Source organism: Sphingomonas sp. AX6 (assembly GCF_902506605.1).
Classification (GTDB): domain Bacteria; phylum Pseudomonadota; class Alphaproteobacteria; order Sphingomonadales; family Sphingomonadaceae; genus Sphingomonas.
In genome coordinates, this window is record NZ_LR733979.1 from 2,883,445 (window position 1) to 2,904,019 (window position 20,575).

Annotated in this window: 17 protein-coding genes; 3 read left to right on the forward strand and 14 right to left on the reverse strand. The window is 65.2% G+C overall.

The genetic code is table 11. The features are described 5' to 3' along the window. Window positions 1-113 precede the first annotated feature (113 nt). The 6 genes from ENHY17A_RS13925 to ENHY17A_RS13950 form a co-directional block, all read right to left on the reverse strand. Window positions 114-3,317 (reverse strand): autotransporter domain-containing protein, encoded by a 3,204-nt coding sequence (locus ENHY17A_RS13925; RefSeq protein WP_159713639.1) that lies wholly within the window; start codon window positions 3,315-3,317, stop codon window positions 114-116. Window positions 3,318-3,381: 64 nt separating this feature from the next. After that, a complete protein-coding gene (locus ENHY17A_RS13930) occupies window positions 3,382-5,778 on the reverse strand; it encodes a TonB-dependent receptor domain-containing protein (RefSeq protein WP_236547983.1) in 2,397 nt (798 codons plus the stop codon). Beyond that, window positions 5,741-6,688 (reverse strand): FecR family protein, encoded by a 948-nt coding sequence (locus ENHY17A_RS13935; RefSeq protein ID WP_159713643.1) that lies wholly within the window; start codon window positions 6,686-6,688, stop codon window positions 5,741-5,743. The genes ENHY17A_RS13930 and ENHY17A_RS13935 overlap by 38 nt, the downstream gene beginning before the upstream one ends. A 33-nt stretch (window positions 6,689-6,721) precedes the next feature. After that, window positions 6,722-7,216, reverse strand: coding sequence for an RNA polymerase sigma factor (locus tag ENHY17A_RS13940; RefSeq protein WP_159713645.1), 495 nt, complete (start codon window positions 7,214-7,216; stop codon window positions 6,722-6,724). 106 nt (window positions 7,217-7,322) lie between these two features. Beyond that, the gene (locus ENHY17A_RS13945) at window positions 7,323-8,450 is read right to left on the reverse strand and encodes a PepSY-associated TM helix domain-containing protein (protein WP_159713647.1); all 1,128 of its coding nucleotides are present in this window, start codon (window positions 8,448-8,450) and stop codon (window positions 7,323-7,325) included. Beyond that, the gene (locus tag ENHY17A_RS13950) at window positions 8,450-10,516 is read right to left on the reverse strand and encodes a TonB-dependent receptor domain-containing protein (RefSeq protein ID WP_159713649.1); all 2,067 of its coding nucleotides are present in this window, start codon (window positions 10,514-10,516) and stop codon (window positions 8,450-8,452) included. Before ENHY17A_RS13950 ends, ENHY17A_RS13945 begins: the two co-directional genes overlap by 1 nt. 158 nt (window positions 10,517-10,674) lie before the next feature. Here ENHY17A_RS13950 and ENHY17A_RS13955 point away from each other — a divergent pair, with 158 nt between their 5' ends. Continuing rightward, window positions 10,675-12,189, forward strand: coding sequence for a S10 family peptidase (locus ENHY17A_RS13955; RefSeq protein ID WP_159713651.1), 1,515 nt, complete (start codon window positions 10,675-10,677; stop codon window positions 12,187-12,189). A 109-nt stretch (window positions 12,190-12,298) separates the two neighbouring features. Here the strand turns inward: ENHY17A_RS13955 and ENHY17A_RS13960 are convergent, their stop codons facing one another. Genes ENHY17A_RS13960 through ENHY17A_RS13980 form a run of 5 tightly spaced genes read right to left on the reverse strand, consistent with a single transcriptional unit; the run spans window position 12,299 to window position 16,024 of the window. After that, window positions 12,299-13,177 carry an alpha/beta hydrolase gene (locus ENHY17A_RS13960; protein WP_159713653.1) on the reverse strand — a complete coding sequence of 293 codons (879 nt, stop codon included), beginning with the start codon at window positions 13,175-13,177 and terminating at the stop codon, window positions 12,299-12,301. After that, window positions 13,174-13,809 carry a CoA transferase subunit B gene (locus tag ENHY17A_RS13965; RefSeq protein ID WP_159713655.1) on the reverse strand — a complete coding sequence of 212 codons (636 nt, stop codon included), beginning with the start codon at window positions 13,807-13,809 and terminating at the stop codon, window positions 13,174-13,176. Before ENHY17A_RS13965 ends, ENHY17A_RS13960 begins: the two co-directional genes overlap by 4 nt. Before the next feature lie 3 nt (window positions 13,810-13,812). Beyond that, on the reverse strand, window positions 13,813-14,421 hold the full coding sequence (locus tag ENHY17A_RS13970) for a hypothetical protein (protein ID WP_159713657.1): 609 nt from the start codon (window positions 14,419-14,421) through the stop codon (window positions 13,813-13,815). An 11-nt stretch (window positions 14,422-14,432) separates the two neighbouring features. Continuing rightward, on the reverse strand, window positions 14,433-15,320 hold the full coding sequence (locus ENHY17A_RS13975) for a 5'-nucleotidase, lipoprotein e(P4) family (protein ID WP_159713659.1): 888 nt from the start codon (window positions 15,318-15,320) through the stop codon (window positions 14,433-14,435). Continuing rightward, the gene (locus ENHY17A_RS13980) at window positions 15,317-16,024 is read right to left on the reverse strand and encodes a CoA transferase subunit A (RefSeq protein WP_159713661.1); all 708 of its coding nucleotides are present in this window, start codon (window positions 16,022-16,024) and stop codon (window positions 15,317-15,319) included. Before ENHY17A_RS13980 ends, ENHY17A_RS13975 begins: the two co-directional genes overlap by 4 nt. A gap of 110 nt (window positions 16,025-16,134) precedes the next feature. Here ENHY17A_RS13980 and ENHY17A_RS13985 point away from each other — a divergent pair, with 110 nt between their 5' ends. Further along, on the forward strand, window positions 16,135-17,784 hold the full coding sequence (locus ENHY17A_RS13985) for a thiamine pyrophosphate-binding protein (RefSeq protein ID WP_159713663.1): 1,650 nt from the start codon (window positions 16,135-16,137) through the stop codon (window positions 17,782-17,784). 10 nt (window positions 17,785-17,794) lie between these two features. Here the strand turns inward: ENHY17A_RS13985 and ENHY17A_RS13990 are convergent, their stop codons facing one another. Continuing rightward, window positions 17,795-18,100 (reverse strand): hypothetical protein, encoded by a 306-nt coding sequence (locus tag ENHY17A_RS13990; protein ID WP_159713665.1) that lies wholly within the window; start codon window positions 18,098-18,100, stop codon window positions 17,795-17,797. A gap of 164 nt (window positions 18,101-18,264) precedes the next feature. Here ENHY17A_RS13990 and ENHY17A_RS13995 point away from each other — a divergent pair, with 164 nt between their 5' ends. Continuing rightward, window positions 18,265-19,209, forward strand: a complete 945-nt coding sequence (locus ENHY17A_RS13995; RefSeq protein WP_159713667.1) for a hypothetical protein — start codon at window positions 18,265-18,267, stop codon at window positions 19,207-19,209. A gap of 69 nt (window positions 19,210-19,278) precedes the next feature. Here ENHY17A_RS13995 and ENHY17A_RS14000 read toward each other — a convergent pair whose 3' ends face one another. Together ENHY17A_RS14000 and thiS are read right to left on the reverse strand one after the other, a co-directional pair. Next, window positions 19,279-19,449: a CsbD family protein gene (locus tag ENHY17A_RS14000; protein WP_159713669.1), complete on the reverse strand. Its 171-nt coding sequence runs from the start codon at window positions 19,447-19,449 to the stop codon at window positions 19,279-19,281. 93 nt (window positions 19,450-19,542) lie between these two features. Next, window positions 19,543-20,532 carry a sulfur carrier protein ThiS gene (gene thiS, locus ENHY17A_RS14005; protein ID WP_159713671.1) on the reverse strand — a complete coding sequence of 330 codons (990 nt, stop codon included), beginning with the start codon at window positions 20,530-20,532 and terminating at the stop codon, window positions 19,543-19,545. Between the last annotated feature and the right edge of the window lie 43 nt (window positions 20,533-20,575).

The following is a 20,575-nucleotide window of genomic DNA, read 5'->3' on the forward strand; positions in this document are numbered from 1 at the left end:
ACCACCGCGAATGTTGGTTAATCGCGTTCGAAAGCGGGACGCCCCCCTTTGCGAAAGGGGCGCGCGGACCAAAGTCCCGCACGCGCCATTCGATCGCAGTTGCCGGTTGCGGCTTACCAGCCAACGCGGATACCCAACCGGGCGGTGAAGGCAGTGTGGTGCTGTTGCTCTTCCGCCCCTGCTTCGCCTGTGACCATGAACTGATCGACACCGCCGGAAAGACGCAGGCGACCCAGCCAGCCGCTGTTACGCGCATCGGGATACAGGACGAAGGCGTCGCCGCCTTCGAAATAGGCGATCGTCTCGCCGATTTCTCCGCCGACGATCTCGCGCCGTCCGCCTTCGAGCTCCAGGCGCAGCCAATTGCCATCGGGCTCCAGGCTGCCGAGTTCATAACCGAGCGCGAGCAACGCGTTTGCCGCAACCTCGTCGCTGGTACGTTCTTCTACCGTCAGGTCGAAGCCCTCGCCGCCGCCCGCGTCGGTCCAGCTGTCTTCGCTCAGCTGGAAGAACTCGACCCCGGCCTGAGGCCGCACGCGCAGTCGATTGCCCAGCGACAGATCATAGGACAGCCCCGCCTGCGCCGAGACGAGCGACCCGCCCCAGCTTGCCTTGGCCACGCGGTTGAAATCATCGGCATAGAGGCGACGCTGACCGTCGAAATCGACCTTGGCAATGGCACCGCGTGCATATGCTGCGAAACCGCCGAAGCGACCGCGCCAATGCGCGCCCAGTTCATATTGGCTGATCAGCGTTTCATTGTCGTTGTCGCCGTTCGAATTGCGACCCGACGCATAGGAAAGCGAGACACCCAGATGACCGAGTCCGCCCAGCGCGCGTTCCCCGCCGCCGATCGCGCCCCAGCCGCCGATGTCATAGGCCTGCGTGTCGCCAACCTCCTTCGATCCGCCCCAGGCGATCTGCTGGCCGTACAGCGTCCAGCCGTCGGCCTCTGCCTGATCGGGCGCATAGTCGTTGAGAAAGCGAGCACCGTTTCGGGCCGCGAGCGTGATCGAATCGAAGCTTCCGCCGGCATGTTCGGGCAGGAACGCGCCGAAGCGGTTGCGTAGGGTTTCCTGATCGCCGATCGTCAGGAACAGGCCGGTTAGATCCTCGTCGCGATCGAGCACGTTGAAGATCGCGTCATAGGCGGCGGTCTCCGACCCGTTCAGGCCGAGTTCGCCCGCGGCCTTGCGATCGACCGACAGCGTGACGGTCCCCGCCGCCGCGTCGCTCGCCAATTCGCTCTTGAACAGGAATGGCAATGCCACGTCCGCGGTCGCGAGCGTGTCGCCGCCGGTGAGCGACGCAGCATCGACGATCACGTAATCGCCAAGCGAGGATGCGATCCCGTTCAGCCGCACGCTGACCGTCGCACCATCGGCGAAGTTTGCGCTCCCGGCGATGTCGTAGCGGGTCGCGGTATCGGTCTCACCATCGATCGTGACGCCGATCACGCCGGTCGATGCGACGTTCAACAACGCGAGCGACACCGGTGCCGAACTGGCCATATCCAGCGTGCCCGCCACGCTGGCCGCGACGCCCGCGCTGTTGGTCAGATTGCCGACAAACGCGGTTCCGGCCGCAAGGCTCAGCACATCGGCGCCGCCGCCGAAATCGACATTGCCCTGGGCCCGCGACGTACCAGTCAGTTCCAGCCGGTCGCTGCCGACACCGAAGGCGATATTGCCCGCCTGGACCGCGTCGCCCGACAGCGCATAGCGATTGTCGCCGCCGCCGAATGCGACATTGCCCGCCACGCGTCCGTCGCGCAGGTCGAACAGGTCGTTGCCGCCGCCGAACCGGACATTGCCCTCGATCGCCGGAGCCGCCCTGCCTTCTGCGGCCACGAGCTGGCGGATCTCGGAGCCGCCATTGTTAGCCGACAAGTCGATGGCGACCGCACGGTTCGATTCGGCAGTCGCACCCGTCGCGCGGATCGTGCCCGCATTCTCGACCAGATCGACGGTGCCCGCCACGTCGTGGATCGCGATTGCAGTGCCGTCCGAATTGGTCGCCGCGCTGATCGTGCCGCTGTTGTTGATGCGATCGACCGCCGCTCCGCCATCTACGACGATTGCGCGCGCGATATGGTCCGCCGCTGCCCCGCCGGTTGCCGAAACGGTGCCCGAATTGACGACGGTCGGAGCAACCGTTCCGCTGCCGAGCATCAATGCGGTGGCATCGGCACGGCCAGCGGCGGCAACCGAACCATCGAGGGTGATCCCACCCGCCAGGTTGACGCTGCCGCCCTGACCGCCGATCGCGATGCCGACGGCGTTGACCCCGTCATACACGCCCGCACCTTGCACCCCGCCGCGCACCACCAGTCCGTGGCCGGTAATGCCGACAGCACCGATCGTCAGGTTTTCGGTCGCCGATCCGATTTGCAATGCGGGTGCGGCGCCATAGCTGATGAGGTTCGCGGTCCCCTCCTGCGCGTCCGGGATGCCGTCATCATCCTCGTCCGCATCGTCGGCGTTGGCGTCGGCGGGCGGGCGATCGAGCAGGATGCCGCCCGCGATATTGCCCGATACGCGAACCGCCGCCCCGCCCTGAAGCAGATCGTCGGCGTCGAGCTTGCTGGGGTCGGCAGGCCGCTGGACATAGCGATAACCCGTCGAACCGATCGAACCCTGAATGGTCAACGCGCCGCCGACATCGCCATCGATGGCGACGCCCACCGAATTCGCGCCGACCGCGCTGATCGTGCCGCGCAGCGCGACATTGCCGCTAACATCGCCGGTTTGCACGCCAACGCTGTTGTCGCCCACGACCGTGATCGCACCGGTGTTGATCAGCGATCCGGCGAGCGGGCCGCCCAACCGGATGCCCGCCGATTCGTTGCCCTCCACCGTGATTTCCCCGGCGTTGTCGATCGATCCGGTGAAGGGCGCGGTAGTGCGGATGCCGACGCGGTTCGATCCTTGCGCGAACGGCCCGTCCAGGTCGCCATCGGTGTCGGTGTCCTTGGCCTCATAGGTCTCATCAAGGATGATCTTGCCGTTGTTGGTGATCGTCCCCGTGCCGCCTGCGGTCACGTCGACCCCGACGACATCGTTGCGGTCGGTGATCTGGATGGTGCCGTCGTTCTTCACATCGTTGTCGCTATCGAGCGTGACGGCGACGGGACCGCTGGCGGGCTTTATCGAACCCGTTGCGGCAATGGCGATATCGGCGGGGGCGCCGTTGCTGGCGGTCGAGGTCGCAATGCTGGTCGTGCGCGCATCGCTGACGGTGACGACGGTCTGCGCGGTTGCGGGTGCAGACAGGATCAGGATCGACGACAGGCTGGTGGTACACAAAAGGCTACGCATGATGCTCCCCGAACTTGGTTTTGGGGAGGGGACGGAGCCACCGGCGCGGTCCCGTAACCGATCGTCAGAAAGAAACGTCGAAACCCAGCCGGATCGTACGTGGGCGCAGTGGCGTGACATGGTCTTCGTCACGCAACTGGAACGGACTGCCAAGTGCGAACCGATTGCCCCGGGCGTCGAACAGGTTGGTGATCGACAGCGACAGCCCGCGGCGCGCATCGCCCAGCCGCGCATCGATGCCGGTATCGACATAATCGCCCTGCGGCTTGCCCAGCATCGGGCCGATGCCCAGCGTCGACTGGCCCATGTAACGGGCATGGCCGCGAACCGTCAGCCGTTCGCCGCTGGCCAGATCGGCCCGGTATTCGACGCCGGTGCGCGCCGACAGGTCGGCAACATTGGGCAACGCATCGCTGGCGGCCTGACGCGCCCCTGCCAGCGCCAAAAGCAACGCGGGCGCAGGAGTCGTCACCTTGCTGTCGTTCCAATAGAGCGCTGCATCGAACGTCAGGTCCGGGACCGGCGACCATCGTGCGCTGGCACCCATCGAATGGACGCGGCCGTCGCCGATATTGGCGGTGGTCGGAAACCCGACACCGTCGATGATGTCGGCCTGGATATCGCGCCAGTCGGTGGCGGCCAGCGTCAGTTGCAGTGCGATGCGGTTGCCAGCGTCGCGATAGCGCAACCCGGCTTCCGCGGTCGCAACGCGATCGGGCTCGAACCGCTGGATGAAATCGCTGCGAATCGATAGACCGCCGGGGCGATACCCCTCCTGATAGCGTGCGAACACGCTGACCGTGTTGCTGACGCGGTAGCGAGCGGCGAGCGCGGGCAGCAAGCGCGTTTCCTGGCGGCTGGCACGCGCGCCCGGATCGTTGCGGAACGCAATCATCACGGGCGCATCCTCCGCACTGCCCGACAACCGCGAATGGGTGAGCCGAGCGCCTGCGGTCAGCGCGAGGCGCGGGATCGGCGAGACGGTGGCCTCGCCATAGAGCGTGCCCTCCTCGACCAGATTGCTGACCCCGGTTTCCGGCCGGGCAAGCGTACGGATACCGACCGCGCGATTGATCCGCGTGTCGTTGCGCAGCAGGTTCAGCCCGACCAGCCAGCCGCCGCCCGGTATCTGCCCCGCCAGTCGGGTTTCGCTGGTGATCAGTCGCACCCGGCTCGATTGGTCGAAATAGCGCGGCTGGGCATCGCTGGTCGTCGCATCGAACCGCTCGTCGACTTGCTGATCGACGATGCCGAAGGTGGAGACGAGGCGCGTGGCACCCAGGTCGCCGGTGACCGACACTTCGCCCAGCGCGATACGGTTGGCATAGGGTTGCGCCAGCGCGCTTTCGCGCGAAAGGCCGTCGCCCATGGGGTCGGCAAATTGCGCGTCGCGCCCGACCGTGGATTGATAGGTGCCCGACAGGTCGACGGTCCACACCGCATCGGGCGCGAACCGCAATGCGCCACGTCCACCCCAGCTTTCGACGCGGTTGACGTCACGCAACCCACGCAACCGGTCGTCGATATAGCCGCCATCGATCCCGCCATAGACCAGCCCGCGAAACGCCAGCCGGTCGCCTGCGACGGGCACGTTGATGAGCGCCCCCGCATCGCCGCCGGGGTCGCCCCGCTCGGTCAGTTGAACGCCGCCCCACCCTGCCGAACCTATCGCGCCCAGCACCGGTGCCTGCGGCACGATGCGGATGATCCCGCCCAGCGCACCTGCGCCGTAAAGCGTGCCCTGAGGCCCTTCGAGCAATTCGACCGAGGCGACGTCGTAGAGCTTCAGACCCGGATCGGGCGCCGAATAGGTAACCCGCGTGTTGCCCCAATATTGCCCGACCGTCGCCTGGGTCGGACCGGTGAAGCTCGAATCGGCAATGCCGCGGATGAACAGCTTGTTGCGTCCCGGCCCGAGATGGGTGGAGGTGAGCGCGGCGGCCCGTTCCGCGATCGCATCGGTGCCACGCGCGCCTTGCGCGAACGTGATGTCGCCACCCGCCACGATCGTGGCAGCTCCCGGATAATCGGCCAGCAGCGTGTCGCGCTTGGAAGCGGTGACGATGATCGAGGTCTCGGCAATGGGTTCGGGATCGACGATCGGAACAGCGGTTGGGGCGGGCCGGACGGCGACCGCACGCGGCACGACGGCCTCGACCCGGTATGCGCCTTCGTTGATCCGTCGCGCGTGCACCGGTTTGCCCGCAAACATCTGCGCCATTGCCTTTTCGACCGTCATCCGTCCGCGCACGCGACGCACGCCGATCCCGGCAAGTCTCGGGTCATCAATCGCGATGCTGATCCCCGCCTGACGCGCCAGCGCCTCCACCGCGCGGTCCAGCCGCCGCTCGTCGATGTCGAGATCGGCAACCTGCGCCTGCGCGGCAAGCGGTGCGACGATCAGGAAAGGGACGAGGAAAGCCCTAGGGTTGCGCACGGCTGCGAACTGCCCAGCCGCCATCGTTGGGAGCGGCGACCCCGCCAAGCAACGGCGCGACGCGCGGAAGTATCTGGGCAGGCTCGCCGCGCACCGCCAGCGTGCCGCTGAAGCGTCGTGTCATTAGGTCAGGCGCAAGGGCGATCCGCACGCCAAGGCTGCGCGACAGATCGCCGACCACCTGCGGCAACGGCGCGTTGTCGTACACCAAAGTCCCGTCGCGCCAGCCGCCGACCGCGTCGATCGACACCGATCGCACGGTCAACCGCCCCTCGACGACTTCCAGCGACTTGCCCGCGTCGAGCCGCACGGCATCGCTGTCGAGATTGTAAAGCACCACGCCTTCGGACACCGCGACGCGGGTCGCTTGGTCGGTATGCGCGACGTTGAACACCGTGCCCAGATCGACCAGCTTGGCGTCGCCGACATCGACGGTGAACGGGCGATCATCGTCGTGGCGGACGACGAACAACGCCTCGCCGCGGTCCAGCGATGCATAGCGCGGACGCTCTCGGTCCAAGGTGACACGGCTGTCGCCGTTGAGCACGATCTGCGTACCGGGTTCGAGATCGACGGTCTGCGTCACCCCCGGACGGGTGGCGATGCTGTACGGATCGCTCGGACTTCCGCCCGATCCGATATAGACGAACGCCAGCGCCAGCGATGCCGCAATCGCGCCGGTCCCCGCGATCCAGCGGATCGGACGGCGGCGCGGTGCTGCGGCAGGCGCTGGTATGACGATCGGTGCCGGGATCGCGAACAGATCGCCGATCGATTCGTCCTGATCCTGTGCGACATCGAGTGCGGCGGCATGGGTGGGGTCGGCCTCCAGCCAAAGGGTCAGCGCATCCCATTCGCCGAACGCCGGATCGCGCATGGCGATGACCCAACCGCGCGCGGCGTCCATCTGGTCAAGGGGAAAAGGGCTGGTCATCGGCATCCTGTCCCCAAGACGGAGGCGCGCGCATCATTCCGCATCGAAACGCTCCTGAATCTCGGCAAGCGCGCGATATGCCTTTTGCAGATCCTTCTCCACGGTGCTCAGACTGACGCCCAGGTCGCGCGCGATTTCTGCCTGGCCGGCCCCCTCAAGCCGAAACCGACGAAAGATCGTCGCTACCCGCGGGCTGGGGCTGAGCGCGTCGAGCGACGCATTGACGGCCGCCAATCGCTGACGCGCGATCAGAACGCGCTCGCCGCCTGGCGGTGGTTCGGGAGCGTTCCCCGATGCGGCCCAGTTGGTTTCGCGGTGCGTCCGCGCCAGGCTTGCGCGGTGGCGGTCGCGCATCGCATTTTCGGCGGCGCGAAACAGGTAGGACAAGGGCTCTTCGACTGGCCCGCCGGGCGCATTGACTATGCGCTGCCACACGTCGTGCAGCACGTCTTCGGCCTGGTCGCCCGCTCCCCTCGCCCGCAGGAAGCGGAGCAATCGTTCGCGATGTTCGAGAAAGACGTGTTCCAACCGTCGCCACTTTTCCTGGCACCAAAAGGCGCATTCCGCCGTCGCCCGAATAGAGGATCGGACTCGCTTTAGGCAACCGTCCCGCCCGAGCGCGATCGAAGGGCCGCTAGCGCGACCGCCTCCGTCGCCACCACAGCAGATAGCCCGTGACGACCAGCACGCTGGTGGCGACGCCCGACAGAAAGATCAACAGGCGACCCATTGGCCCGAAAATCTGGCCAGAATGCAGCGCATATTGCCAGGCGAAAAAGAGGTCGCCCGCGCTATCGCCCGCATCGTGCCGCTGCGCAAAGGGGCGGGCGTCGGCCATCGTCACATAGGTCCACAACCGCCCCTGATAATCGACGTCGCGCGCATCATAGGTGCGTACGGCGTAGGCGGCATGATCGGTCAGGATGCGGACGCTGTGGACATTCGCACGGTCTGGCGTGACGGCGGCGATGGCGCGTTCGATGGTAACGGGGTTCTCCGGCGGATCGACATCGGGCCACGCCTCGTCCAGCCGCCCGCCGATCGGCGACAGCAACGCCACCGCATCGCGGCTCGTCTCCGGCCAGGCGAGCGTCACCCCGGTAAGCGCCACGGCGAAGGTTACCGGCCAGCCCCAGATGCCGGGCGCTCGGTGAAGGTCGAACAGGCGGCGCAGGCTGCCTGTCCTTCCCGCGACGCCGAATGCCTGAAGCCATTTCGCGCCGCGCGGCAGCGCCAGCCACAACGCGATGGCATGGTCGATCATCCAGGCCAGCGACACCAACCCGAAGAACCACGTCATCCACGCGCCCGCGAGCAGGTCGACATGCAGGCCGTAGACGATGTCCATCGCGTGCCGCCGGTCGAACGTCAGCGCGCCGCTCACGCGCCAGCCAAGCACGCGCCCGTCGCGCGGGTCGGCGAACAGCTGGACGGGGCGCGGCGTGCCGTCGATGGGCGCGCGCCCCAACATCCAGATCGTATCGCTGGGGCCGGTCGGCAGCAGGATGTTGTTCGCGACGAACCCCGGCAGCGCGTCGCCCGCCTGCGCGACTACCGCGTCCAACGGCGCGGCGCTCGCGGCAGCCACGGGGATCGACCGCCAGTGGGGATTCAACCAGCGGTCGAGTTCGTCGTAATAGGTGATCGCCGCCCCGGTCACCGCGAGCAGCAACAGCCACAGCCCGCCCAGAATCCCGAACCAGCGATGCCACATCTTGGCGAACGGCCGCCACCGCCGCGGGCGTGGCGGCGATGCGCGCATCAGAACCGGAATGCCGCAGTCAGCCGAACATTGCGGCCGGGCTCTGGCAGGCCTTGCACGATGGCATAGTCGGGCTCGCCAAGCTGGGCATAGTCGCCGACGCTGGCGTGGGCGCGATATTGCGTGTCGAACAGGTTATACACCGCAGCCTGCAGTTCGACCGCGTCGGTGCCGAACGGCTGGAAGCGCGCGAATAGATCGACGACGGTATAGCCGGGCTTATCGATGAAGCGGGTGCCGTCGATGAAACCGAGTTCGGATTCGCGGAACAGCACTTCGATGTCGTTCAAATCCTGATAGGTGGTCACCGTCGCGCGAAACCCGAGCGCAGGCGACGGATCATACCCGGCACTGATCGCCCAATTGTCGCCGACCGAATTGCCAAGCGCGATCTGCTCATACCCCTCGATCCGGTTGCCGTTGAGGCGCGAATCATAATGGTTGTAATAGCCGTCGATCGAGAATGGCCCGGTCCGGTATCCGGCGCGCAGCTCGAACCCCTCGGCTTTGAAATCGCCGACATTTTCGTAGAAGACCGCATCCTGTTGGGGCTGAGAAAAAGTACGACCCAATTGATCGAGGATCACGTCCTTGATCGTCGTACGGTAATAGACCGCCGATGCGGTAATCCCGTCCAGTTCGTACTTCACGCCGCCTTCAACATTCTCGACGCGTTCGGGACGCAGGGTCGGCGACAGGCTTTGCCTGCCAGGCCGCTTTTCGAGGGTGAAGGCGTCGCCGATTTCCTTTCCGCGAAACGCCTCGGCATAACCGGCATTCAGCGACAGGCCGGGTGCGATGTCGAGCGTCGCGCCGCCATTGACGCTGAACCCGTCGCTGTCGGTGCCGTCGCGATAGGTGACCAGATCGACGTCATACGCGTCGTAGCGCGCGCCGAACGACAGCAGCAGCGGTTCGACGACGCGCCAGCGATCCTGGATATAGACGCCCATCAGCGATCCGGTTTCCTCGAAGCGTCCGATGGCGGGATCCCAGGCCCAGGGCTGCCACATCGCGGGGTCGCCCAGATACTGGCTGGCCACCCGGTCGTCGCGATACTCGGCACCCACCGTCACGTCATGCCCGGCGCGACGGATACGCGCGCGTGCATCGAATCCATAGCTTTCGATCTCGGCGCCATAGAGACCCCAGCGATCGGCCCGGTCCTGGGTAAATTCCGACCGGGTCCAATAGCCGGTTGCCTCGATATCGATACCCGCAGCCGTCGCAAGCCCGTAATTGGCAATGGCGGTCTGGCGCTTGCCCTCGACCGGGAACAAACGGTCGTTCGCGCGGACAGGCCAGTTGGGTCGCTGGCCGAATTCGCCTTCTTCGTCGCGATGTTCGTAGCTGAGCGTCAACCGGTGGCCACCGCCCAATTCACCGCCCAACTTGACGAAGCCAAGCTGCTGGCGTGCACCGGTGCCACGCAGCGTGTCGCCATCACCGTCGCGAAAATCGTCGCGGTCGACATGAACGACGCTGCCGAGGATGCCGACATCGCCAAACAGCCGGGCATAGGCGGTGCCCGACAGTTTGTACCCGTCATTGCTGAACCAGCCCGCCTTGGCGATCGCCCCATAATCGCGGCCTTCGCGCAACAGGTCGACCGGATCGCGCGTGCGAAAGCGGATCGCCCCCCCGATCGCACCAAAGCCAGACGTCGCCTCGCCTGCCCCCGCCTGAACCTCGACGCTTTCGAGCAATTCCGGTTCGATCGTCACGCGGCCGACATGGTGGAACAGGGTACCCCGCTGCGGTGCGCCGTCGATGGTGACATTAAGCAGCGAGTCCTCAAGTCCCCGAACATAGATTTTCTGCGCAATCCCCAGCGATCCGCCGACCGCGACCGACGGCACCTTGCGGAACAGGTCGGTCAGGTCGTTGGCCTGGGTCAGCTCGATCTCTTCACGGTCGATGGCGACATCGGTCAGCGCGCCGACGACGGTGATCGCGGCACCCTCTTCCTCGCCTCGCGGCGGCGAAACATCCTGCGCGAACGCAGGCACAGCGGCAAACAGGACAGTGCTCGCCAGCAAATGGCGAACGGCAACGCGGCTAATCATCGGTATTCCCTCGAGCAACGAAATTTCCCCGCCGATAGGTTTAGTTGATAATGATTGTCAACAGCGTTTGACCGCCGTTCGTAGGTAGGTTGCGACCTACTGCGCTTGCGCCCGCCGCCATCCGCTTTAGGACTGGCATCGTCCAAAGGGAGAAATCGATGACATTGTCCGGATTGATCGCGGCGTCCGCATTATTGCTGGCGCCGCCGGCATTGGCCCACCAGGACAAGCCATCGGCGCAAGGTGAGGCACCCGACCGCGCCATTCCGGAACCGGTCGTTTCCACGACCCGCCACAGCGGCACGTTCGGTGGCCAGCGGATCGCGTATCGTGCGGTCGCGGGCGAAACCTATCTCCGCGACAAGGACGGCAAGCCGCTCGCCGCGATCACCTCGTACAGCTATATCAAGGAAGGCCCGGTCGATCCCAATCGCCCGGTCAGCTTCATCTGGAACGGCGGACCGGGATCGGGATCGCTGTGGCTGCACATGGGCGCATTCGGGCCGAAGCGGGTGGTGGTGCCATCCGATGCGCGCGATGATGGTGCCCCGCCCTTCCCGATCGTCGACAATCCCGAATCTTTGCTCGACGTGACCGACATCGTGTTCATCGATCCCGTCGGCACGGGGTTCAGCCGCGCGCTGGGCAAGACCGACCCCAAGGACTATTGGGGTATCACCCAGGACGCCAAGTCGATGGCCGAATTCATCCGGCTGTGGCTGTCCGAGCACGGCCGCTGGAACGCGCCCAAGTACATCGGCGGCGAAAGCTATGGCACGGTGCGCGCCGCCGCCGTGATCCGCGAGCTGGAGGGCAGTTATACCGATGTGTCGATCAACGGCATCATCCTGATCTCCACCATCCTCGACATGAGCCAGGCGGCCGACGTACCGGGCAACGAGCTGGGCTATGTCACCAACCTGCCCACGATGGCGGCCACCGCATGGTATCACGACAAGGTCGCGAACAAGCCCGCGCAAGTCGCCGATTTCGTTGCCGAAGCGCGTTCGTTCGCGATTGGTCCCTACGCCGCCGCATTGCTCAAGGGCAACAGCCTGAGCACGGGCGAGCGCCAACAGGTTTTGCCGCAATTGTCGCGCTTTACCGGCATTTCCGAACGCTTCCTGTCGGACGCCGAACTGCGCCTGTCGCCCAGCCGTTTCTACAAGGAATTGCTGCGTGACCAGGGACTGACGATCGGGCGTCTCGATACGCGGTACAAGGGCCGCGATTACGACGCCGCCGGGGAACGCCCCGACAACGACCCCAGCTTCTACGGCATCGACGGCGCCTATACGGCGGGCATGAACCAATGGGCGCGCGAGGGGCTGAAATACTCGCCCGAACGCACCTATGTCTCGATCGGCGGGGTCGCCGACTGGGACTGGAACATCGGTTCGGGGCCGCGCGGCGGGTCGGGCTATCTCAACCTCGCGCCCTTCATCGGCAAGGCGATGCGCGAGAATAGCGGTCTGCGCGTGTTCGTCGGTCAGGGCTATTACGACATGGCGACGCCGCTGTTCGGGGCCGAATATTCATTGAACCGGACGGGCATCCCGGACGACGGCCGGATCACTTGGGCCTATTATGAATCGGGCCATATGATGTACGTGCGCGAGGAGGATTTGCGGAAGCTGTCCAGTGACTTGCGAGCGTTCATTCGCGCGCGTTAATCATTATCCTCACCCGTTCGTTTCGAGCGAAGTCGAGAAACGCCCACGCGCACCAAGCTCACGTTTCTCGACTTCGCTCGAAACGAACGGGATTTGTTTGGGGCAAATTTCAATCGGTAACGGGATGCTGTTCCCCCGAAAACACGCCGTTCAGGAACCCCGCCGCGTCATCCAGCACCGGTCCCTTGCCGCCGAACGGCCGTGACAGCGCCATGACGATCCCCTCATGGCTCATTCCCGGATATTCGCGCACCGTGACAGGCGCGCCCAGACCCTCAAGCGCGCGACCCAACGCCACCGAGTTACGCGGCTTGACCACCGTATCCGCACTTCCGGTCGCAAGCAGCATCGGCGGCGCGTCGGCACGGGCATAGGTTATCGGCTGGGTCGTCTGCTTGTCCGCGACATGCCCCATCGCGACATCGGCACGCGGCGAGGTGAAGGGCAGGAAATCATAAGGCCCGGCAAGACCGACCACGGCCTTCACGGTGCCCGTGGGAGCACCCGCCCCCGCCAGCCAACGCGGATCGAGTGCCAGCAATGCAGAGATATGCGCGCCAGCCGAATGCCCGGCCAGTGCGATCCGGTCGGGATCGCCGCCATACCGCGCGATGTTGGCGCGGGTCCAGGCAACCGCCTGCGCGCCATCGGTCATGAAATCCTCGAACAGCGGCTTGCGATAATCCGGGACGACGGTGATGTATCCGCGGGAGGCAAAGGCGCGGCCCGCAAAGCCATATTCCTCGCGCCGCCCCATCGCCCAGCCGCCGCCATAGACGAACACCACCACCGGGCGCAGGCCATTGCCGCGTTCGGCCGGACGCCAGATATCGAGCGCCTGACCATGATCGCCGAACGCCACTGCTTCGGCCGCACGCTCGGTCCCGCGTGCGCCGCTCGCACGGTCGAGCGAATTGAGCACGCCCTGCGGCGTACAGGCAGCGAGCAGCGGGATCAGTGCCACCGCCGCCCACCGCCGCGCGGTCACGAAACGTAGCTCGCGGTGGTCTTGGCCGCGACCTCGTCGGCAGTCACGCCGGGCGCCATCTCCACCAGCTTGAACGGGCTGTCATGGTCGGGCCGCTGAAACACCGCCAGATCGGTGACGATCATGTCGACGACGTTCTTGCCGGTTAGCGGCAGCGTGCATTCGGGGATGAACTTCGGATCGCCCGATTTGGCGTTATGCTCCATCACGACGATGATCTTTTTGACGCCCGCGACGAGATCCATCGCCCCGCCCATGCCCTTGATCATCTTGCCGGGGATCATCCAGTTGGCGATGTCGCCCTTCTCGCTGACTTCCATCGCGCCCAGCACGGTCAGGTCGATATGCCCGCCGCGGATCATCGCGAAACTGTCGGCTGACGAGAAATAGACGCTGCTCGGCAATTCGCTGATCGTTTGCTTGCCTGCATTGATCAGGTCTGGGTCTTCCTCACCCGCATAGGGGAAGGGTCCGATGCCCAGCATCCCGTTTTCCGATTGAAGCGTCACCTCGACGCCTGCCGGAATATGATTGGCGACCAAGGTCGGAATACCGATGCCAAGATTGACGTAGAACCCGTCCTTCAACTCGCGCGCGGCGCGTGCCGCCATTTCGTCGCGTGTCCACGCCATCGATTATCTCCCCTGCACCGGGCCAGGCCGGCCTTCGTCGTTGCTCGTGGTCGTGGGTGTCGGCGCAACCGCACCGCCCAGCACGCCACAGAAATTGCGCGCGTCGAGCGCTTCGAGTTCAGCGATCCGCGCCTTCTGGTCGATCGAAGCAACATCAACGGCCTTGGCGCTTTCGGCGAGTGCGGCCAGCACTTCGGCACTGGCTTCGGTCAGCACCGGTTTGCTCGATGCCTCCATCGCGCCGCCGACGGCTTCGGCATGCGGCGCGGCGATGCGCCCTGCTTCGCCCGGACCGGCCGCGACCGCCTGTTCAAGCGTTTCCGCCGGGATATGCTCGCGCCATGCCGCCACCATGTTGGCGCGCCAGGTCGGCAAATGCTTGTCATAGGTCGCCTGGAACGCAGGCACGAACGTCGCACACCCCTGCTCGGCACCCAGCGCGACGAACGCGCGCTTGAAGGTGTCGGTGCCGGAAACGGTCCGCAGCAGGAAGCCGCGGAACTGGGTGTCTGGCAATGCCGCCTCGACGATCGCTTCGTCGGTGACTTGCGCAATTGCGGGGCTTGCCACGAGTAGCGCCGCGACGGCCATTAGGGGAGTACAGATACGCATAAATGTGCCTTTCACTCGCCGGGGTCGCGCCATTGCTTGTCGGCGGGAAATACGTCGTCGAAACCGCCCCGGATGCTGGGGCCATAAACCGGATTGGCGAACATGAACCAGCCCGCGCCCCACATCGCCGCATAATCGCCGCGTCCCGCTGCTTCCCGCCTCTCGCGAACTTTCAGCGCCTTGGCATTGAAAAGGTCGGAGAAATCGCCAAGCTGATCGCCTGCCATCGCGACGACGCAATAGCGTTCGGAGATCACCGCGCGGCGCGCGTCCTTGGCCGATCCGGTGCCGACGTCGCCCGCCAGCCACATCGTCTCGCGGTGCTTGACCGGGCCGAGGCCGTTGCGATTGAGCGCATCGGCGGTCTGCGCGGCGTGGACGCTTTCGCGGTTGGTGTTGTAGATCACGGTGACGCCCGCCTGACGCAGCGCGCGCAGGGCGGTGACCGCCCCTGGGATCGGTGCGACCTGTCCGGCACCGGTGCGCTCCCAGCGCTGCCACCGCGGACTGTCGAAACTGCGGCCCGTGATCGCCTCGTCATATTCGTACCCGAGATTCTGGAGCACGGTTTCGTCGACATCGAGCACGACCGCAAAGGGCCGATTGCCACACGGCACCCAGCGCGGCGCGGCGAGCGTCGCGCCTTCTGCCAGCACCACGCTGTCACGCGGACGCGCCTTGATTGCGGTAAGCACATGATCGCGAAACGCGCGATATCCCTGGATCGACGTCGCCGCCGCCTCGCCCGACCCGTACAGCCACTGCATTCCCTTGGGCGGCTCGGCTGGTGAAGTGGGGGAAACCGGTTGTGCAACAGGGGCTTGGGTAGCGGTGGCGGCACAGCCTGCGAGCAGCATCGCACCGAACGCGACCAAACCGATGCGGGTCGGTCGCATCATGCCGTCTCGCGTTCGCGCACGGTGCGGAACTCGATCTTCTTGTCGTAGGGTGCGCCGATAATCATGCGCTTCACATAGATGCCGGGCAGATGGATGGTATCGGGATCGAGGCTGCCGACCGGAACGATTTCCTCGACCTCGGCAACGCAGATGTTGGCCGCAGTCGCCATCGGCTGGTTGAAGTTGCGCGCGGTCTTGCGGAAGATCAGGTTGCCCGCCTCGTCCGCTTTCCAGCCCTTGATGATCGACAGGTCGGCACGGATGCCGCGCTCCAGGATGAACTCCTCACCGTCGAAAACCTTCACTTCCTTGCCCTCGGCGACTTCCGTGCCGACGCCGGTCTTGGTGTAGAAGCCGGGGATTCCTGCCCCGCCCGCACGACACCGTTCGGCCAGCGTTCCCTGGGGGCAGAATTCCACCTCCAACTCGCCACTCAGATACTGCCGCTCGAACTCCTTGTTCTCGCCGACATAGCTGGAGATCATCTTCTTGACCTGGCGCGAGCGGAGCAGCTTGCCCAACCCTTCGTTATCGATGCCCGCATTGTTGCTGGCGATCGTCAGATCCCTGACCCCCGCCGCCTGGATCGCGTCGATCAGCCGCTCGGGGATGCCGCACAGCCCAAAGCCGCCAGCGCAAATCGTCATCCCGTCATGGAGCAAGCCGTCAAGCGCTGCCTCGGCGTTGGGATAGAGCTTTTTCATCGACGATTCCCTTCTTGACCTTGGCTTCAGGCGATAGTCGGGCGGGCGTCGGGCGGTCAAGCGACGCTCCCCCTCCCCAAAGCCGTTCTCGCCCGCTAGACCCTGCGACCATGACCAAAACACGCACCGGCGGCCGCATCCTAGTCGACAACCTGATCGCACAGGGGTGCGACCGCATCTTTCAGGTGCCGGGCGAAAGTTTCCTCGCCGTGCTCGACGCGTTGCACGACACACCGCAGATCGACGTTGTGACGTGTCGGCAGGAAGGCGGCGTGACCTTCATGGCGTCCGCCGACGGGAAGATGACCGGGCGGCCGGGCGTCGCCTTCGTCACGCGCGGTCCGGGCGCGACCAATGCGTCGATCGGCGTCCATGTCGCGATGCAGGATTCGCGACCGATGATCCTGTTCATCGGCGACATCGACCGGGGAACGCGGCACCGCGAGGCGTTTCAGGAGATCGATTTCGAGGCGATGTTTGCACCGATCGCCAAATGGGCCGCGCGGATCGACGATGCGGCACGGCTGCCGGAATATATCGCGCGCGCCTATGCAACGGCGATGAACGGGCGGCCGGGGCCGGTGGTGCTGGCGCTGCCAGAGGATATGCTGACCGACGTCGTGGAGGCGATCGATCGCCCGCGAATCGAGAAGCTTCCGCAAGCTGCTGACGTGCAATCGATGCAGCGGCTGGTCGAGATGCTTGGCGCGGCGAAGAACCCGATCGCCGTTATCGGCGGAGCGGGCTGGTGCGGCGGCGCGTCGAGCGCATTCGTAGAAGCGGCCGAGCGGATCGGAATGCCGGTTGCGGTCGCGTTTCGTCAGCAGGATTCAGTGCCCAACACGCTGTCGGTCTATGCGGGCAATCTGGGCTATGGCCCCTGCCCGCGCCTGCCCGAACGCATTCGCGACGCCGACCTGCTGCTCGTCATCGGCGCGCGGATGGGGGAAGCGACCACCGACGGCTATACGCTGATCGACCCCGATCATGCGGGCCAGACGATGATCCACGTCCATCCCGACCCGGAAGAATTGAACCGTGTCTATGCCGCCGACCTTGCCATCTGCGCCGATATGCGCAGCTTCGCGACCGCGCTGAACGCAGTGGCCGACTTGCCGCGGTTCGAGACCGGCGCGGCGGCGCATGCCGAATGGCTCGACTGGTCCGATCCCAAACCGCGCGACGGCGTCCAGCTCGATCTCGGCCCGTGCGTGGCCCACATGCGCGAAGTCGCCCCCGCCGACACGATGATCTGCAACGGCGCGGGCAATTTTTCCGCCTGGTGGCACCGTTACTGGCGTTATTCGGGGCCGTGCGCGCAGCTTGCGCCGACGTGCGGGGCGATGGGCTACGGCGTCCCCGCGGCCGTCGCCGCGGCGCTTCGCAACCCCGATCGGCTGGTGGTCGCGACCGCAGGCGACGGCGATTTCCTGATGAACGGGCAGGAATTGGCGACCGCTATCCAGCATGGCGCGAACCTGATCGTCATCGTCGTCGACAATGGCGGCTACGGCACGATCCGAATGCACCAGGAGCGCGAATATCCCGGTCGGGTCAGCGCCACCGGCCTGGGCAATCCCGATTTCGCCGCGCTTGCCCGTGCGTACGGCGCTACCGCGGAGACGGTCGAGCGTACCGCGGACTTCGCACCCGCCTTCGACCGCGCGATGGCGGCGAGCGGCCTTCGCCTGCTTCACCTGAAAACCGACATCGAAATTATCAATCCGGGGACGACGATCAGCGCCATCCGCGCGCGCTGATCGCCCCCGATCAGTCGCGCATCCCCGCGGTTTCGCTGCGATAGGCGGCAGCGAGACCGATATATTCCTCGTCCCAGCCCCCGGCGATGCTGGCGCGTCGAAGCGCGCCATCGGGAGCGAAAATCGCGTCGAGATCGCCTAGCGGCAGCGGTTTGCCCGCATCGGCGGCGGTCGCGGCGTGACGCAGGAAATCGATCAGCGCGGCATCATCCTGTGCGTCGGCATAATCGGCGCAGCGCATGAAAATTTCCGCCAGATGCGTCGATCCGCCAATGTCTTCCTCGTGACGAGAAACGCCGCCACCACCCTTCGTCATGTGTCAAAGCCCCCTTTGCCGAAACGGAAATGCGCGCATGACGCGGCATCGCGCAACGATCGTGCTACCCATTTTGGCGAAAAGCCCGATCCGGTCGTGCATTGGAACTGGAAAGGCGGTCCGCTTCCTGCAACGCTTGCCGTCCGTCGTGTCGAGGCCAAGACTTGTTCCAACTCATCAGATCGCCGACTGCCCCCACGCGCCTGATCGGACGACTGGCGGCAGAAATGGTGCTGCATATTCTCGTCCGCACCCGCCATCACTTCGGTGGGGCGCTCGACGGTGGATCGACCTATGACCGGGTCGCGATCGTACTGATGCTGTTGCGCTATGCGCGTCTGCCGTTTCCGGACCAGCGCGATGCCCCCCGCGCCATCAGCGTTTCGGGCATCGCGGCATCGATGGGGATGCCGTTCGAAACCACGCGCCGCCATGTCGGCAGGCTGATCGATCATGGGCTCGCCCAACGTGATTCCGGCGGGGTAGTGCTTTGCCCCGACCTGTGCGACCGACCCGATACAATGGCGCTGTTGCGCGAATTCCACGATGTGATGATCGGGCACATCGCCGATCTGGCGCGGTTCGACATTCCGTTGCCGATCACGCGCGTCGACATCGATTATCGGCCGGTGGAGACGCTGATCGTCCTGCTCGATACCACCTTGTTCCTGTTCGAACGCAACCGCAGTCTGTACGGCAGTGCGCTGACGGCAGTGGTCGGCAATGCGATCATCGCCGCCAACGTCCGACACCTTACCTATGACGCGGATCTCGCCCCTCGCTATGCGCGGCTCGACACCATTCCCCCCGACAGCCTGCGGGTGCCGGTACGGGTGAGCAGGCTAGCGGCAGTCCTGGGCGTGCCGCATTCGACCGTCCGGCGCGATGTCGGGCGTCTGGTCGATCGCGATCTCGTTAGCGTCGAGCGGGGTGGCAGGCTGGTCGTGCGCCAACAGCAATTGGCGAGCGCCATGCTGACCGACAATAACCGCCTGGCGCTGTTGCGAGCGGTTCAGATCGTCCAGCGGCTGAAACTTGGCGGATGTCGTTTCGACCGCCCTGACCATTGCTATCTCGATGGTCGCCGCGCACCGCTTTCCTTCGACTAGCCGGTGACCTCACGAAAAAGGGCCGCCCCATATGGGACGACCCTTTCGGTTCGAATGGTCGATCGACAATCAGATATCGTCGCCGAGCGCACCCTTGACTTCGCCCTTGGCTTGCTGGGCCTTGCCCTTAGCTTCCTGACGCGCGCCTTCAGCCTGCGTCTCAGGATTGTCCGACTTCTGCTTTACGTTGCCAATGGCTTCGTTGACGTTGCCTTTGACCTTGTCGACGAGTTCACCCATGATGATAGCTCCTTGTAATTCCTCGCACTTTCGGCGCGGTAGCCGCGTTTTGCGGTCTCGGGGAATGAACGGGCGAACCGGAAAAGGGTTCCGTCAAATCAGTCCGGCAAGCGGACTCGACGGATCGGCATACATGCGCCGCCCCATCCGCCCGGCACGATAGGACAGTCGCCCGCTTTCCACGGCCAGCCGCATCGCGCGTGCCATCATGATCGGGTCCTTGGCCTCGGCGATGGCGGTGTTCATCAGCACGCCGTCGCAGCCCAGTTCCATCGCGACGCCGGCGTCTGACGCGGTGCCCACCCCCGCATCGACCAGCACCGGCACTTTTGCACCCTCGACGATCAGGCGGATCGTGACGCGGTTCTGGATGCCCAGCCCCGATCCAATCGGCGCGCCCAGCGGCATGATCGCGACCGCACCCGCATCCTCCAGCCGTTTCGCGGCAATCGGATCATCGACGCAGTAAACCATCGGCTTGAAGCCTTCCTTGGCCAGCACCTCAGTCGCGCGGATCGTCTCGACCATGTCGGGGTATAGCGTGCGCGCCTCGCCCAGCACCTCCAGCTTCACCAAATCCCAACCGCCCGCCTCACGCGCCAGACGCAGCGTCCGGATCGCCGATTCGGCATCAAAACAACCGGCGGTGTTCGGGAGATAGGTGATCTTTTTCGGATCGATATAGTCAGTCAGCATCGGTGCGTTGGGGTCGCTAACGTTCACGCGGCGCACTGCGACGGTGACGATCTCAGCCCCCGCCGCCTCGACCGCGGCGGCGTTCTGCTCGAAATCCTTATACTTGCCGGTCCCGACGATCAGGCGCGAGTTGAAGGTCCGGCCAGCGACCGTCCAGCGATCGTCATGATCGCCACCCCCGACGAAATGTACGATCTCCAGCTCGTCGCCATCCTCTACCGCCACCGTCTCCAGCGTCGAGCGCGGCACGATCTCCAGATTGCGTTCCACCGCGACCTTTTCGGGCACCAGCCCGAGTTCGCGTGCCAATTGGGCAAGCGTTATCCCGCCGCGGACGCGGCGATGTTCGCCGTTGATTCGAATGCTGACGGTGCCGTCGCTGTGCAAGACTGCTCTCCGGTGGTCGGTTCGCTTATGAAACGTCTCTCGA

Excerpts from the sequence above, each read along its gene's own strand:
- ENHY17A_RS13925 (WP_159713639.1), bottom strand. The coding sequence starts at position 3,317 with ATGCGTAGCCTTTTGTGTACCACCAGCCTGTCGTCGATCCTGATCCTG.
- ENHY17A_RS13930 (WP_236547983.1), bottom strand. The coding sequence starts at position 5,778 with ATGGCGGCTGGGCAGTTCGCAGCCGTGCGCAACCCTAGGGCTTTCCTC.
- ENHY17A_RS13935 (WP_159713643.1), bottom strand. The coding sequence starts at position 6,688 with ATGACCAGCCCTTTTCCCCTTGACCAGATGGACGCCGCGCGCGGTTGG.
- ENHY17A_RS13945 (WP_159713647.1), bottom strand. The coding sequence starts at position 8,450 with ATGCGCGCATCGCCGCCACGCCCGCGGCGGTGGCGGCCGTTCGCCAAG.
- ENHY17A_RS13950 (WP_159713649.1), bottom strand. The coding sequence starts at position 10,516 with ATGATTAGCCGCGTTGCCGTTCGCCATTTGCTGGCGAGCACTGTCCTG.
- ENHY17A_RS13955 (WP_159713651.1), top strand. The coding sequence starts at position 10,675 with ATGACATTGTCCGGATTGATCGCGGCGTCCGCATTATTGCTGGCGCCG.
- ENHY17A_RS13965 (WP_159713655.1), bottom strand. The coding sequence starts at position 13,809 with ATGGCGTGGACACGCGACGAAATGGCGGCACGCGCCGCGCGCGAGTTG.
- ENHY17A_RS13970 (WP_159713657.1), bottom strand. The coding sequence starts at position 14,421 with ATGCGTATCTGTACTCCCCTAATGGCCGTCGCGGCGCTACTCGTGGCA.
- ENHY17A_RS13975 (WP_159713659.1), bottom strand. The coding sequence starts at position 15,320 with ATGATGCGACCGACCCGCATCGGTTTGGTCGCGTTCGGTGCGATGCTG.
- ENHY17A_RS13980 (WP_159713661.1), bottom strand. The coding sequence starts at position 16,024 with ATGAAAAAGCTCTATCCCAACGCCGAGGCAGCGCTTGACGGCTTGCTC.
- ENHY17A_RS13985 (WP_159713663.1), top strand. The coding sequence starts at position 16,135 with ATGACCAAAACACGCACCGGCGGCCGCATCCTAGTCGACAACCTGATC.
- ENHY17A_RS13990 (WP_159713665.1), bottom strand. The coding sequence starts at position 18,100 with ATGACGAAGGGTGGTGGCGGCGTTTCTCGTCACGAGGAAGACATTGGC.
- ENHY17A_RS14000 (WP_159713669.1), bottom strand. The coding sequence starts at position 19,449 with ATGGGTGAACTCGTCGACAAGGTCAAAGGCAACGTCAACGAAGCCATT.